General features: G+C 33.7%; 9 protein-coding genes and 1 pseudogene. 5 read left to right on the top strand and 5 right to left on the bottom strand.

The features are described 5' to 3' along the window. Both RR409_RS18955 and RR409_RS18960 read left to right on the top strand, forming a co-directional pair. Positions 1-1,520, top strand: a pseudogene (locus RR409_RS18955) (hypothetical protein); the annotation flags it as partial. Between the two features lie 318 nt (positions 1,521-1,838). Further along, positions 1,839-5,198, top strand: a complete 3,360-nt coding sequence (locus RR409_RS18960; RefSeq protein ID WP_332559345.1) for a hypothetical protein — start codon at positions 1,839-1,841, stop codon at positions 5,196-5,198. Positions 5,199-5,265: 67 nt separating this feature from the next. Here RR409_RS18960 and RR409_RS18965 read toward each other — a convergent pair whose 3' ends face one another. From RR409_RS18965 to RR409_RS18975, 3 genes are all read right to left on the bottom strand, one after another. Next, the gene (locus tag RR409_RS18965; protein WP_332559346.1) at positions 5,266-5,565 is read right to left on the bottom strand and encodes an HAD family hydrolase; all 300 of its coding nucleotides are present in this window, start codon (positions 5,563-5,565) and stop codon (positions 5,266-5,268) included. Between the two features lie 154 nt (positions 5,566-5,719). After that, positions 5,720-6,772, bottom strand: coding sequence for a DMT family transporter (locus RR409_RS18970; RefSeq protein ID WP_332559347.1), 1,053 nt, complete (start codon positions 6,770-6,772; stop codon positions 5,720-5,722). Positions 6,773-6,791: 19 nt separating this feature from the next. After that, complete coding sequence (locus tag RR409_RS18975; protein ID WP_332559348.1) at positions 6,792-7,079, bottom strand: metal-sensing transcriptional repressor; 288 nt, start codon at positions 7,077-7,079, stop codon at positions 6,792-6,794. 587 nt (positions 7,080-7,666) lie between these two features. On the opposite strand from RR409_RS18975, the gene RR409_RS18980 reads away from it, so the two are divergent. Genes RR409_RS18980 through RR409_RS18990 form a run of 3 tightly spaced genes read left to right on the top strand, consistent with a single transcriptional unit; the run spans position 7,667 to position 11,640 of the window. After that, positions 7,667-8,098: a MarR family transcriptional regulator gene (locus RR409_RS18980; protein WP_332559349.1), complete on the top strand. Its 432-nt coding sequence runs from the start codon at positions 7,667-7,669 to the stop codon at positions 8,096-8,098. Then, a complete protein-coding gene (locus RR409_RS18985) occupies positions 8,091-9,821 on the top strand; it encodes an ABC transporter ATP-binding protein (RefSeq protein ID WP_332559350.1) in 1,731 nt (576 codons plus the stop codon). The genes RR409_RS18980 and RR409_RS18985 overlap by 8 nt, the downstream gene beginning before the upstream one ends. Further along, the gene (locus tag RR409_RS18990; RefSeq protein ID WP_332559351.1) at positions 9,814-11,640 is read left to right on the top strand and encodes an ABC transporter ATP-binding protein; all 1,827 of its coding nucleotides are present in this window, start codon (positions 9,814-9,816) and stop codon (positions 11,638-11,640) included. The genes RR409_RS18985 and RR409_RS18990 overlap by 8 nt, the downstream gene beginning before the upstream one ends. A gap of 317 nt (positions 11,641-11,957) precedes the next feature. On the opposite strand, the gene RR409_RS18995 is transcribed toward RR409_RS18990, so the two are convergent. Next, positions 11,958-14,975, bottom strand: a complete 3,018-nt coding sequence (locus RR409_RS18995; protein ID WP_332559352.1) for an FtsX-like permease family protein — start codon at positions 14,973-14,975, stop codon at positions 11,958-11,960. A 2-nt stretch (positions 14,976-14,977) separates the two neighbouring features. Beyond that, positions 14,978-15,372 (bottom strand): ATP-binding cassette domain-containing protein (locus RR409_RS19000; RefSeq protein WP_332559353.1); only part of this gene is annotated, 395 nt, incomplete at its 5' end.

Below are 15,372 nucleotides of genomic sequence, written 5' to 3' on the forward strand. Positions count from 1 at the left end.
GAGAGAAAAAAAGAGACGCAAAATATTTAATGGATTTTCTTGAAGATACTTATCCTTATTTTGAAGAATTGAAAGCTATAACTGGACAAGATTTTCTTAAAGAAAGAACTAAAATAATTAATTCTATTTCTAAGACTTCTTCGGATGCAGAATTCATTAACACTCTATATGATTTCTTTAGAAAATTTATCTTTGGAGCTGTAGGAGTAACTTTGGATATACCCCCTAATAGTAATTCATATAACTACCTTGATGAAAATCTTGGAATAACAGAAAGAACCTTTAATGAAAAGCTTTATGAAGGAAAATTAAAATGGGAACCTATTGAAAAAGAATACTGGGATAAATTATTTAACGCAAGTTACGCTTGTAATTTAAATGCCAACTATATTGATGGAGAGTATTATATATCCATGAGTCAAGATCCTGAGGTGCATGCGGGGGACCTAGTAATTGCTGTAGATGGCGTGGATGTACATGAATATGTTAAGACACTCCCCTATGACAGATCCTTTTCATACTATGATTTTCTTAACGAAAAAAATGTAATGGGCTATTTATTTACCCCCTTTGGCAAAACTCCTAATGAAATTACAATTAAAAACTCAGCTAATGAGGAAAAGAAAATTAAACTACTTTCCTTTGACCCAAATAAACCAATTTTAGAAGATGGTTTTAGAGTTTATGCCAATGATCCAAAGGTAGAAGTATCAGAGGTGCCTAAAGTAAACCTTATTAATCCTACTCAGGATGGAAATATCCTTGCACTAAATTTCTCTGCTTTTGAAGAAGTTAATAAATATTTTGGAGATTCTAGGGAAACAGAAAAACTGTATTCTTATATAAATAACAGCAATTACTTAATATTGGATTTTAGGAATGGCTTTAATGATGTATTGTTTAATCGCATGATAGAGTATATTTCGCCTAAAGACATCGAATATTTCGATTATAAGGTGATTAAGAAAAATGAAATTAATGATAAATATATAGAATATTTAAAAGGTTATCCTTCCGCAAATACCACTGAGGTTACCTCCTCTACGGAAACCTTAGAAAAAGTTTATCCGCAATCTGAGTATCATATCTTAAAAGAAAAAAGGATTGGTATCAAGGGTAACAATAAGTATAAAGGAAAAGTATTTATTTTAGTAAGGAATAACTTTTCTTCTGATGATTCAAACGCAGCACTTAAAGCAGTAGTTGAAAATAATTACGCTACAGTAATATCTGATGGACAGCTTCCTGTTTATGGTTATATTCCTGATGAGTCTACAATTTCAACAATTCTTCCTAATTCTAATCTAGGGATAACTGTTCAAAATGTGAAGCTAGTGGATTCTAATGGAACATTTTCTAGAGAGGTATTTGTAACTCCTCAAATATTAATAAAAAAAGATAAAGTTCAATATGCAGATAACCTAAGAAAAGGCCACGGGTATGGTCCAGAAATCCCTGAAGGTGACAGATATACTAATAAAGATGAATATTATGTTGAAGTTCTGAAACTAATAAAGTAGATAATAAAAAGCATTAAGATTTTCACGTCTTAATGCTTTTATTTTAGGGTTTATTATATTAAAACATCCCATTTTCATTAGGTGAATTTTCAGGGATCTCTTGCGATATATCCCACATTTCAGCAATCTTTTCCCCTTCAAAGCGGTATATATGTACCACGGCTACCTCTTTATCCTCAGTTATTTGAACACGAGAAAGTAATGTAATAAATGTAACACTAGAATGTGTCACAGGTAGTTTTAAAAATGAATATGATATTATAATCACTTATAAAATAGTGAAAATAATATTGCTTAATTGAATTTATAGGAGGAAAAATGGAAAATAATGAATCTATAAGTAGTACGTCCCTTGTTATAGACCCTGCTACTGGCTATCTTATCCCTGACTATTTTGGCACCGCCAATTGGGCCTTTAGTCCAACTAATATGAGAAAATTTATTGATAGAATGCCTGGTCTAGGACCAGACAACAAAAATGAACTTGGACAGTATATGCCTATAGCGGAAGCCGATACAATTACCTATGAAGGCTCTGACTATTACGAAATAGCTGTTGTTGAATATGAAGAAAAAATGCATTCTGATCTCCCTCCTACCAGACTCCGAGGCTACGTTCAATTGTCTACATCAGTGATTCCTGGTAAACAAATTCCTTTGAGGTACAATGGCAGGCCTATTTTGAAAGGAGATGGTAATGAAGCTTTTGCTGTTGATGATCCTCATTATATGGGGCCATCTATTATTTCCAAGAGAGATGTTCCTGTTCGTATAAAATTCCACAATTTACTACCAACTGGAGCTGGTGGTGACCTGTTCATCCCTGTAGATACAACAGTTATGGGTGCGGGGATGGGCCCACATGGTCATGGTGAAATGGAAGCTATGCCAATGAATTATAGTCAAAACCGTGCTAATATACACCTTCACGGAAATAACACAGTATGGATCAGCGATGGTACACCTCATCAGTGGATTACACCAGCAGGAGAAAATACCCATTACCCTAAAGGTGTCAGTGTGGTTAATGTACCCGATATGGAAGATGTAAATGACCCAAGAAATGGAATGCAAACTTTGTATTATACTAATGCTCAAAGTGCTAGGTTAATGTTCTATCATGATCATTCCTATGGGATAACACGTCTAAATGTTTATGTGGGTGAAGCGGCACCTTACCTACTAACTGATAATGTAGAACTAGATCTCATAAATGGTACCAATGAAACTGGCGTGAATCCAGATAGGAAAAAGTTTCTCCCAGACCTTGGAATTCCTTTAGTAATTCAAGATAGAACTTTTGTTGATAAAAATACTATACTAAGCACAGATCCAACTTGGACTTGGGGAACAACACCTGGTATACCTAAAACTGGTGATCTTTGGTATCCTCATGTCTATAGCCCGGCACAGAATCCTTGGGATCCTTCGGGAACAAACGCTTTTGGCCGCTGGATGTATGGCCCTTGGTTCTGGCCGCCAACTGCTAATATAAAGCATGGACCTATTCCTAATCCTTACTATGATCCGGAAAATGCACCAGAGCAACCACCTATGATGCCTAATATGCCTTATCCTTCAATGCCAGGAGAGGCATTTATGGATACTCCACTAGTTAACGGCACGGCCTATCCCTACCTAGAAGTTGAACCTAAGGCTTACCGTTTCCGAATCCTTAATGCTGCAGATGATCGTTTCTTTAATTTACAGATGTATATTGCAGACCCTGATGGTTATATCTCGGAAGATACTGGATATGGTACAGAGGTGAAGATGATAACAGCTTGTGGTACAGAAGGTCTTCCAGCAAACTGGCCGGGTATTCCAGACCCAGACCTAAAAGGACCTAATTGGATTCAAATAGGCACTGAAGGTGGTTTCCTTCCTGCACCTGTAGTTATAGAAAATCAACCAATAACCTGGAACTTGAACCCAACAAATTTCAACTTTGGAAATGTAGCTGGGCACTCACTACTTCTTGGTGCTGCAGAACGTGCAGATGTAATCATTGACTTTTCCCAATTTGCAGGAAAAACTATTATTCTTTACAATGATGCTCCTGCAGCTTTCCCAGCAGCAGATCCAAGATATGATTATTATACAAATAATCCAGACCTAACTGATGAAGGAGGTGCCCCATCAACTAAGCCTGGCTTTGGTCCTAACACTCGCACTATTATGCAAATTAGAGTATCAAATTCTCCTGCTGAGTCTGAATTTGATTTAGAAGCTTTAAAAGCAGTGTTTAAAAAAACAGCTATTAAACGAGGTGTTTTTGAAGCCTCTCATGATCCAATTATAATTCCACAAGGTCCTTATAACTCTGCTTACAACGTTTCAAATTTTCCTGAGGATGCTGCAAACGCTTATGTGCAGCTTCATGAATTTTCTAAGACATTTCAACCTATTGATAAAAATGGAGCTCTTCTAGAACCAGTTACCCTAGAAGTTCAGCCTAAAGCTTTGCAAGATGAAATGGGTGAAGTTTACGACATGGAGTATGGACGGATGAGTGGTATGCTTGGTCTAGAATTCCCAGTTACTAGCTCTAACTTTAATCAATTTGTTGTGTATGGATATGCAAGTCCACCTGTCGAGATCATAAAAGGTACAAAAGACCTTACTACTACACCTATAGGTTCTCTTGAGGATGGAACACAAATCTGGAAAATAACTCACAACGGCGTGGATACTCATACAATTCATGTCCACCTATTTTCTGCTCAACTCATTAATAGGGTTGCTTGGGATGGAGCTTTATTACCTCCTGATGCTAATGAGTTAGGTTGGAAAGAAACCTTCAGAGTGAATCCATTGGAGCATACGATTATTGCACTAAGGCCTACTATTCCTAATTCATCACAGGTACCATTTGAGGTGCCAAACAGTGTTCGTCTAATAGATCCCACAATGCCTGAAGGCGCAATGTTAATGGCACCTCCACCTGCAGGATGGTTTGACCCTTTAGGAAATCCAATAACTGAAATACCCAACCACTTAGTTAACTTTGGATGGGAGTATGTTTATCACTGCCATATTCTAGCTCACGAAGAAATGGATATGATGCATTCCATGGCCTTTGTTATTCCACCTAAAGCACCTACTAATCTCTCTGTAAGTGTTGTGGGTAATTTATCTAACAGAAGAGTAGAGTTAAAATGGAATGACAGTTCTACAAACGAAACTAGTTTTACAATACAAAGATCTATCACCGGCACAGACCCTTGGACTTCTTTAGATACAGTATCAGCAAATACTACTTCTTACACCGATGTAATTGGAAACACAAGCAATATTTATTACTATCGAGTATTTGCATCTAATACTGTTGGGGATACTGAAACTCCTGGTTTCCCAACTCTGACTGTTGACTCTAGTTTTTCTAACGTGGTTAGAGCATCTGTGCCTCCTGCAGCACCATCAAACTTGATTGCAATACCATTGGGTAGATCTCTAGTTATCCTAACGTGGCTGGATAACTCCAATAGCGAAACTGGTTTTATTATAGAACGCTCTGATAATGGAAATCCTTATACAGTAATAAAAACTGTTGGACCACAAAGCTTCATATACTTCGATTTAAATGTTAGATCTAGAAATAGCTACAGTTATCGAGTTGCAGCGTTTAATAATGAAGGAAGGTCCGCTTACTCCAATATTGCAAATGTAAATTTATAAAACTGTTAAATTACTATAATTAAAGATAAAATCCCAGAAACCAATGTCTGAGATTTTATCTTTTTTACTATAGGGAACCGAAGTGATGTCTTAAATTTATATTGGTTAAATACCCAACTAGACCATCCCCAACAATACATACCATCTCATTTTTATTTTGGTACTCTTCAATTGTAGTCATTTTGTGTTCTGGTAAGCATTTTGGTTGAAAATTTGTAATACCTACACTCTTTGCAATATGCGAAGCTGCATGTAGGTTATCACCAGTTAATAATATACTTTCTACATTTATTGATTGAAGTTTTCTAACTACTTCTATAGAGTCTTTAAGCACCGTGTCAGATACGGTTTTTAATACATGTCTCAAAGTATTTTTTTTAAATTTTATTACACATTATAACTATTAAAGGATATTCAATTACGCATTTCACAAAAAACAAATAAAGGATGATAAAATTCACCCTTTGATTTTATATAGTATATAGACAGCTTAGTTCAAAATTAAGCTAATTTAACTTTATTTAGTGAGCATGACTATGATGAATATCCTGTGTATGTTTATGTGAATGACTATACTCTTCATGAACATGATGATGGTTATGGTTACCTACTATAGGTTTATCATGAAAATGATTATGATGACCATCATCGTGACTATGACTATGTTCATGAGTTATAACTATATGGCTATGCACATGATTATGCTCTTCAGTAGAAGCGAAATAAGTTCCTATTATCATAATTATTAATGCCATAATAAATGATAATGATGGAGTTTCTCTAAAAATTATAAGTGATAGTCCTACTCCTATAAATGGTGATATAGCATAATAAGCACTGGTTTTTGCTGCGCCTAAATCCCTTTGTGCATAGATGTAAAAGAATATGCTTAATCCATATGCAAAGAATCCTAATAAAAGAGCTATTAAAACATATGCTATATTATTTATTCTCTCCCCTAATGAAAGTGCAATTATTAAAGAACCTAACCCAGAGCCAAACCCCTTCACAACCACCACCTGTAAAGGATCTTTTATTGATAGCTTTCTAGTACAGTTATTTTCAAGTCCCCAACATATACATGCTAATAAAACAAAAATCGAACCAAAGGAAAATGAAAGGCTACTTATATCTTCTATAGATAAAATAATGCTTGATACTGTAATAAAAAATATAGCAATCCAAAGTCGCTTTCCAATAGATTCCTTAAAAACTAACAATGCAATTAAGGTAGTTGCAACAATTTCAAAATTATTAAGCAGGGATACATTAGCTGGGGTTGTGATAGTAAGCCCAATCATTAGAAATATTGGTGCTGCAATATCTAAAATTACCATTCCTATAGTAAATGGAAGTTCTTTTTTTGTAAGTCTAGCTTCAGTTTGCTCATTAAATTTCTTACGTTTAATAAAACCAACAATAAATAATCCTAATCCTGCTCCAAGATAGAGAAAGGATGCCATTAACTTGGGAGGTATTTCCTCTAAAAGCAGTTTAGACACAGGTGAACTAATTGCATACAATGCTGCTGCTAATATAGCAAAGAAAATCGCTTTATGATCCTTATATTTCATAATAAATCCCTCTCAATTATTACTTAATAAACTTTTCAATAGCACTATTTAAATCTTCTAATACCTTTTTATCCCCTGTTTCTACCGCATCTACTACACAGTTATTAATATGGTCTTGTAAAATAATTTTACCAATATTGTTAACTGCTGATTTAACAGCTGCAATTTGAATAAGAATCTCACTGCAATCTTTCCCATCCTCTACCATCCTTTTAACAGACTCTAAATGCCCTATAGCCCTAGAGAGCCTATTAACTACTGCTTTAGTATTTTCATGTTCGTGTTTATGTTTATTTTCCTCACACATGATTACACCTCCACTCAATATCCCCTATGGGGGGTTATCTTAATTGTATCATCTCCTTCTTTTAATTCCAATACTACAATGGTAATTTAATATGTTATATTTACTTGAAACTTTTAATAAAAATTTTTCCCTCCAAATAAAATCTGTTATTGTTTCATTAATAAGCAATAAAAAATGCCCTACTTTTCAGTAGAGCAAGGGCAACTTTGTTTTAACAAAGGGAACTTTGTTTTAACAAAGGGAACTTTGTTAGAAGAAAGAATAGTTTCTTCGTTAAATCTACCTCCAAAGTTGTAAAGCAAAATGAACTTATTTTTTATTTAATATAAGAAAGAGTGGATTTGGCTAATGAGAATGCTATGTCCCTGTTGAATCTACAATTTCAATGATTCTTCCTAATTTTAATCTAGAGATAATTGTTCAAAATGTGAAGCTAGTGGATTACAACGGTATTTTTCTTTAAATAATAAAGCCACTTAGTATAAATTTTCTTTAATCTATATATTTACAAATAAAAATCCTGTTGGTAAAATTATATTAGATGCCTAACAGTTAGATATCTAATAGTTTATTTACTTGGAGGAAACATGAAAGAGATACATAAAGTGCTAATAAGATTATCTAAAACTCACCGAAAGCTTGCATATAAAGAGTTTTCAAAGGTTGGACTCACGGAAGGTCAACCTAAAATTTTGGATTTTCTTGTAAAGAATAATGGATGCATACAAAAGGACATATCAGTAAGTTGCAGAATCGAGCCTGCCACTGTAACAAGTGTGCTCTCTAATATGGAGAAAAATGAACTTATATATAGAAGTCAAAACAGTGAAAATAGAAGGGTTTTAAATGTTTTTTTAACTGATAAGGGTGTAGCTGCCCAAAAACAGGTTAGAAGAATTTTTGAAGATTTAGATGAGCTTTGTTTTAAAGACTTTTCAGAAAAGGAAAAACTTGAAGCTATTGAATTTTTTAATAGAATTCAAAATAATTTGGATGGAAAGGACGAGGATAATGATTAAGTTATTAAGGTTTTTGAAGGGTAATGCTATTATTTGTGCAATTATTGCTCCCTTAATGATGCTAATAGAGGTTTCTATGGATTTATTGCAACCCACTCTCATGGTACAGATAATAGACGTGGGTGTTGCAAGTAATGATACCCAGTACATCTTAACGGTGGGAAGTAAGATGTTGGTAGCTGCAATCCTAGGTATAATAGGTGGTGCTGGTTGTTCTTTTTTTGCTGCCATAGCTACCATGAAGCTAGGTGAAAATTTAAGACAAGGACTCTTTAACAAAATTCAAAGTTTATCCTTTCTTGAAATAGATACCTTAAAGACTTCTACACTAATTACAATGCTCACCAATGATGTAACTCAAATTCAAAACATGATGCTCACTGCATTAAGAATTATGGTGAGAGCTCCCTTTATGTGCATGGGAAGTATTATTATGTCATATTACCTTAGTCCAAAACTTGGAAATATATATTTAATAGCTCTACCTATAATAATATTTGCTATTGTGATTATTATGAAATACTCCTATCCCCTTTTTTTACAACTACAGAGTAAGCTTGATAACATGAACCTAGTTATGAGAGAAAATATCTTAGGAGTAAAGGTAGTAAAGGTTTTTAATATTATAGATAAGCAGCTCAACAGATTTAATATCGCTAATAAAGAGTTAAGAGAAGTAAATATCAAAGCACAAAATGTAAATATGATACTTTGGCCAATTGTAACCTTTGTAATGAATGTTACAGTAATTGCAGTACTTTGGTTTGGGGGCTTTATGGTTAAAAATAATTTGCTTCAGGTTGGGATAATCATGGCTTTTATAAATTATATTACTCAAACCATGAATTCCCTTATTTCATTAATCAACATTGTAATAAGTTATTCCCGCGCTAAGGCCTCTGCAGATAGAATAAATACGGTATTTTCAATGGTTCCAGCTATGGATAATAGGGCTAATGCTAAGGAATTTGGAGCTTATGATATAGAATTTAAAAATGTAGGTTTTAAATATAATAATACTAGCGAATATGTTCTAAAAAATATTAACTTTAGTATTAATCAAGGAGAAAAGGTTGGAATAATTGGTAGTACTGGCTCTGGAAAAAGTACTTTAGTAAGCCTTATGGCAAGACTTTATGATGCCACTGAAGGTGAAGTTCTAATTGGTGGTGTTAATGTAAAAGATATAAGTTTGAAACAGCTTAGAGATAACATAACTCTAGTGTCCCAAGAAAACACTATTTTTTCTGGAACTATACAAGATAATATAAAGTTTGGAAATGAAGAATCTGACGAAAATTTAATTATAGAAGCTTCAAAAGATGCTGAGGCTTATGAATTTATAATAAGAAAAGAACAAGGTTTTAACAGTGCTATTGAACAAAGAGGTAAGAATCTTTCTGGTGGACAAAAACAGCGTATTTGCATTGCAAGGGCTTTAGTTAAAAACAGTAAAGTCTTTATAATGGATGATTCCACTAGTGCCCTAGATATGTCCACAGAAGCAAGGCTTCAAAGCTCTATTAAGAAGAAGCTTAAAGACAAAACTATGCTTGTTATTGCACAAAGAATTACTGGAGTGATGGATGCAGATAAAATCATAGTAATTGATAAAGGCGCAATAAGTGCTATTGATACTCATGAATACTTAATGAATAACAATGAAATTTACAGAACCATAGCTATTTCACAGCTAGGAGAGGATGTGAAAAAAATTGGCTAATCCAAAGGAATTTACAGTTAATAGACCAGGCGTAACTGACCATAGCAGTAGATTTAATAAGAAAAAAGAAAGACTTGAGAACCCATGGGGAACTACCTGGAGAATTCTTCAGTATTTAGGAAGTAAAAAGTGGGCTTTGGTGGTTATATTTCTACTTTCAATAATTGTTACCATAACCTCCATTATAGGCACTAGAATTAATGGCTATGCAGTGGATAATTATATACAAAAACTTGACTTAGCTGGTCTTGGATATATCTGTATGGTTTTAGGTATTATATATGTGGTAAACATTGCAGCTACTTTTTTCCAAAATAGACTCATGGTTTATATTGCTCAACTTACCTCTTCAAATATCAGAAAGGATTTATTTGTAAGTATTCAAAGCCTTCCTTTAAAGTATTTTGATACCCATTCCAGTGGAGACATCATGAGTAGATTAACCAATGACGTAGACAATATCAGCATGACCTTATCCCAAAGTGTAACACAGTTTTTCTCAGGTATCATAAATATATTAGGAATGCTTCTTGCTATGCTTATTTTAAGTCCAACACTTACTATGGTTACAATGATTACAACTCCCCTTATGCTACTTATTACAAAGGTCCTTGTGTCAAAAACTCAACCCTACTTTGTTAAACAGCAGAGAGAACTTGGTAATTTAAATGGTTATATTGAGGAAATGATATCAGCTCAAAAAACTGTGCTATTATTTTCAGAAGAAGAAAAAGTAAAACAACAGTTTTCAGTGATAAATAAAAGACTTACTAGCAGTGCAATTTTTGCCCAAGGGTTTTCTGGATTTATGGGACCCATAAATAATTTTATAAATAATCTATCTTATGTCATTGTTGCAGTGTTTGGTGGGTATCTAGCCATTTCTGGTAAAGATGGACTAACTGTGGGAGTAATCCTTACCTTTATAATTTATATGAGAAATTTTACAAGACCAATTAACGAAATTCTAAATCTATTCAATACTATTCAAAGTGCCCTAGCTGGTGGAGAAAGAGTTTTTGATGTTATAGATGAGGAAAAAGAAAAAGATGATTTAGGAGCTGAGGAACTTAAGGACATTGATGGACATGTAAAATTTGAGAAGGTAAACTTCTCTTATTCTGCTGATAAGAAAATCTTAGAAAACTTAAGTTTAGAAGCAGAAAAAGGAAGTCTAGTTGCGGTGGTGGGACCTACTGGTTCTGGTAAAACCACTATTATAAACCTACTTACTAATTTCTATAATATTGACAGTGGAAAAATTACCATTGATGATAAAGATATAAATTCTATAACCAAGGAAAGTCTAAGAAAAAATGTATCAATGGTACTGCAAGACACCTTCCTATTTTCAGAAACCGTTATGGAAAACATTAGATATGGTAATATAATTGCAACGGATTCAGAGGTTATAGAAGCCGCAAAACTTGCTAATGCTCATAACTTTATTATGCAACTGCCTAAAGGCTACAACACTGTTTTATCGGACAATGGTGGTGACTTATCCCATGGTCAAAGACAGCTTTTAGCTATAGCAAGAGCAAGTGTTGCAAAAGCTTCCATATTAATACTAGATGAAGCTACCTCCTCCATTGATACTCGTACTGAGATGGAAATTCAAAAAGCCCTTCTTAATTTAATGAACGGAAAAACTACTTTTGTTATTGCTCATAGATTAAGCACCATTAAAAATGCAAATAAAATCATAGTGCTTAAAGATGGACAAATAGTTGAAACAGGAACTCATGGAGACTTAATTGAAAAAGGTGGATTCTATGCTGATTTATACAACAGTCAGTTTAGCACTGGACTAGCTTAAGACAATGAAATATATAAAGGCTCTTACCGGGGCAAAATTACACTGGTAGGAGCTTTTATTTTAAGGAGAATTATAGTCTATTTTACCCTTAGATTTATATAGATTTATTCTTTTGAAAAATCATCCCCAGAAATTTTCCAGAGGCTGGTTTTCTTTTTAAATATAACAGTCCTTGCCCGAGGTATTCCTTACACACAAAAAGCATTAAGATTTTTTATGTCTTAATGCTTTAATATTGCTTAACAAAACTAAGTTGTTAATATTTAAAGAGAATATTTTTATGATCTTAAAGTATCATTAATCTAAATTACAGCTTTTTACTCAGCACTCTTAAGTGATTCTATCATATCAATTTTATCAAATCTGTTATACATAGCTAAATTTACAACTACAGAAAATAGTAGTGTAAGTAATACAGCAATTAAGAAATAAACTGGACTTATTTTCTGTAAAAATAACATATCATTAGTTTCTGCTGTACCAATAACAAACTTATTTAGAATTATTCCCATAGGCATTCCCACTAAGCTTCCTAAAAAAGTTAATATCACATTTTCTCTGTAGATATAAGCTGCCAATTCAGGATTGAAAAACCCTAAAAGCTTTATTGTTGCAAGTTCTCTTTGTCTTTCAGAAATATTTATGTTAGTTAAATTGTATATTACAACAAAGGCTAAAACCCCTGCAGATATTATTAACACTGGTATTACAGAATTAATACTGGCAAGCATATCATTAAAGTTAAGCTGCAAATTACTTTTAAATTCTATAGAATTAATTTGGCCCAAAGCTTTCAAGGCATTTAAAGTGTTGTCTTCAGCCTCATCTAAGGTACTATTAAGTAGCCCATAGAAACTGTTAAAGTTTAAACTGTTACTTGTTAGCTTTTCATAATAAGCTGGACTCATATAGATATAGTGCTGAACATAGTGCTCTGTTACACCAGAAATTTTAACTTCCATCACCTTATCTTCCAAGGTAATTTGGATGGTTTCTCCAACATTTTTATTTATAAGTTTTGCTAATTTCTTAGTAATAATGACCCCTTCATCCTGAAGTTTTAATTCTTCATCCTTGAAAGACAAGTTAATATAACTATTAAGATCTTCCTTGTTTTCAGGCACAACTATATAGGCATCCTGACTCTTAATGTCTTCTGTGCTAATTGTGGCATTCTTTGAATAAGCAAATACCATGGATTTAATGTTAGAATCCTTCAAAGCATCAGCTTTTAGAGTATTCATATCAGTATTACTTACTTTTTTCTCAAGAGTACCCTTCATATCATATATATAAACATCTCTAAATTGAGCTTCAGCTGCACCAATTATTCCTTGCTTTAATCCAAAACCAGTTATCATGAGTCCTGTACAAGCAGCAATACCAATCACAGTCATAAAGAGTCTTTGCTTATATCTAAAGATATTTCTTGCAGTAACCTTCTTTGTAAAGTTAAGTCTTTTCCATATGAAACCAACCTTTTCCAGTAATATCTGCTTACCCGCTTTAGGTGGTTTTGGTCTCATAAGAGAGGCTGGGACTTCCTTTAATTCATCCAAAGTAGATGCCACTGCTGCTAAAGCTGTGAATAATATAGCTATTATAGAAGATAGTAAGGCAAGGTTTGTGTCAAAAGGCACTACCTTGTCAGCAATAGCATAACGAATAGCATAGGCATTCATTATAAGTGGTGGAAATAATCTAAATCCAACTATTACTCCAATAACACTTCCAATTACACTGGCTGAAAGGGAATAAATTAGATAGTGAGCAACAATACTCCTTCTAGAATATCCTAAAGCCTTAAAGGTTCCTATCTCTGTTCTCTTTTCCTGAACCATCCTTGTCATTGTAGTTAGACTCACAAGTGCTGCCACAAGGAAAAATATTAGTGGAAAGGCCTTTCCTATATTATCAATCCTATCACTGTCTTGTCTGTAGGTTTCATAACCTGCATTTTCGGTTCTTCCCAGCACATACCAGTCAGGCTTTTTTATTTCATTAAGCTTATCCCTATTTTCTTGAATTTCAGCTTCAGCCTCCATAAACTTAACATTAGCCTTTTCTTCCTCTAATTTTAATTTTTCAGTATTGCTATCAACTTCCTTTTGTCCATTATCAAGTTCTTTTCTTCCACTACTGAATTTTGCTAGGGCTTCTTGTTTTCCCTTATTTAACTGAATTTCAGATTCAACTATTTTTTTCTTACTTGCTTCAAGTTCTAGTATTCCTTTATTAAGTTCAGCTTCACCCGCTATAATCATTGGATTGTCTGCGCCAAGTTGAAGCTTTGCCATTTCAAGTTCCTTTTTCTTTTTATTTATCTCATTTTCTCCATAGAGGATTTGGCTTTTCCCATCCTCTATCTGTTTTTTGCTGGCTGCAATTTGAGTATTAAAAAGAGCTTCATTCTTTTTAAGTTCTTCTCTTCCCTTAGTGATTTTATCTCTAGCAGCATTAAGCACTTTATATCCATCTGCAAATTTCTCTGCTGCTTCTTTTTTAGAGCTATTAAGCTTTTCTTCAGCTTCAATTAACTTATCATTTCCTGTTTTATAAACCTCAGCATATCTTACTTCATTTCTTGCTATTCCAATATCTTTAAGAGCCTGTTTTATACTTTCATTGTGATTAATATAATTTTCATTATCTAAAAGACTGTTTTGCGACTCAGGGCTTTCAGTTTTCACATAGATTTCCGTATAAACTTCGCTTTTAAAAACTTCAGGAAGTATATACACAAAACCTCTGACAATACCATTTCCCACTGAACTAGGCTGTCTTACATCTGAAATATATAATGGAGATTCTGCTGTTCCAACAATTTTAAACTCTGTGATTTCCAAACTGTCCTCTATTTTATCCTCAGTGCCTGACTTAAGTACAATAGTGTCGCCTAAGTTTAATTTATTTGTATTAAAGAATCTTTCTTCAACTACAACTTCATTAGGTGCTTCAGCTCTTTTGCCTTGCACCATTCTAATAGTGTTAAGGGCATTTTCCTCTGGCAGGGAGTTAATATTTAGTACTATTTGACGGTCATCCTTTTCAATAACTCCATCCATTGAGTAACTGCCCTGTGCTTTAGTTACTCCACTTATTTTTTGAACTTCAGTTAAGTCCTCCTCAGTAAGACCAAGGGTGGATATAAGTTTATAATCCATAAAGTTATTTTTATTAAAATAGTTATCTCCTGAAACCTTCATGGAAGGACTGGTAGCTCTAACACCTGCATAAAAAGCCACCCCAACTGCTATTATTACAACTATGGATAAAAACCTGGAAAGGGTCTTTTTCACATCTCTCATTAAATTTTTAAAAAATGTCTTTTTCATGATTACCACTCTATACTTTCTATGGAAACAGGATTTTCATTCTTTTTAACACTTGCTATTTTTCCACTTTTCACAGTAATTATTTTGTCAGCAATTGGTGCTATAGCAGAATTATGAGTAATAACTATAACCGTCATATTATAATTCTTTGCTGTATCAGCTAGTAGCTTTAGTATTGCTTTTCCAGTATTGTAATCCAGTGCTCCTGTAGGCTCATCACATAGAAGTAGCTTAGGATTTTTCGCTATTGCCCGCGCAATAGATACCCTTTGCTGCTCCCCACCAGAAAGCTGTGAAGGGAAGTTATAAAGTCTTTCTTCGAGGCCAACGTTTTTCAGTACTTCCTCTGGCTTCATGCAATCTGCACAAATTTCCACCGCCAGCTCTACATTTTCCA

It is taken from the genome of Clostridium sp. (assembly GCF_036642255.1).
Taxonomy (GTDB): domain Bacteria; phylum Bacillota; class Clostridia; order Clostridiales; family Clostridiaceae; genus Clostridium_J.

Excerpts from the sequence above, each read along its gene's own strand:
- RR409_RS18985 (WP_332559350.1), top strand. The coding sequence starts at position 8,091 with ATGATTAAGTTATTAAGGTTTTTGAAGGGTAATGCTATTATTTGTGCA.
- RR409_RS18980 (WP_332559349.1), top strand. The coding sequence starts at position 7,667 with ATGAAAGAGATACATAAAGTGCTAATAAGATTATCTAAAACTCACCGA.
- RR409_RS18960 (WP_332559345.1), top strand. The coding sequence starts at position 1,839 with ATGGAAAATAATGAATCTATAAGTAGTACGTCCCTTGTTATAGACCCT.
- RR409_RS18970 (WP_332559347.1), bottom strand. The coding sequence starts at position 6,772 with ATGAAATATAAGGATCATAAAGCGATTTTCTTTGCTATATTAGCAGCA.
- RR409_RS18995 (WP_332559352.1), bottom strand. The coding sequence starts at position 14,975 with ATGAAAAAGACATTTTTTAAAAATTTAATGAGAGATGTGAAAAAGACC.
- RR409_RS18975 (WP_332559348.1), bottom strand. The coding sequence starts at position 7,079 with ATGTGTGAGGAAAATAAACATAAACACGAACATGAAAATACTAAAGCA.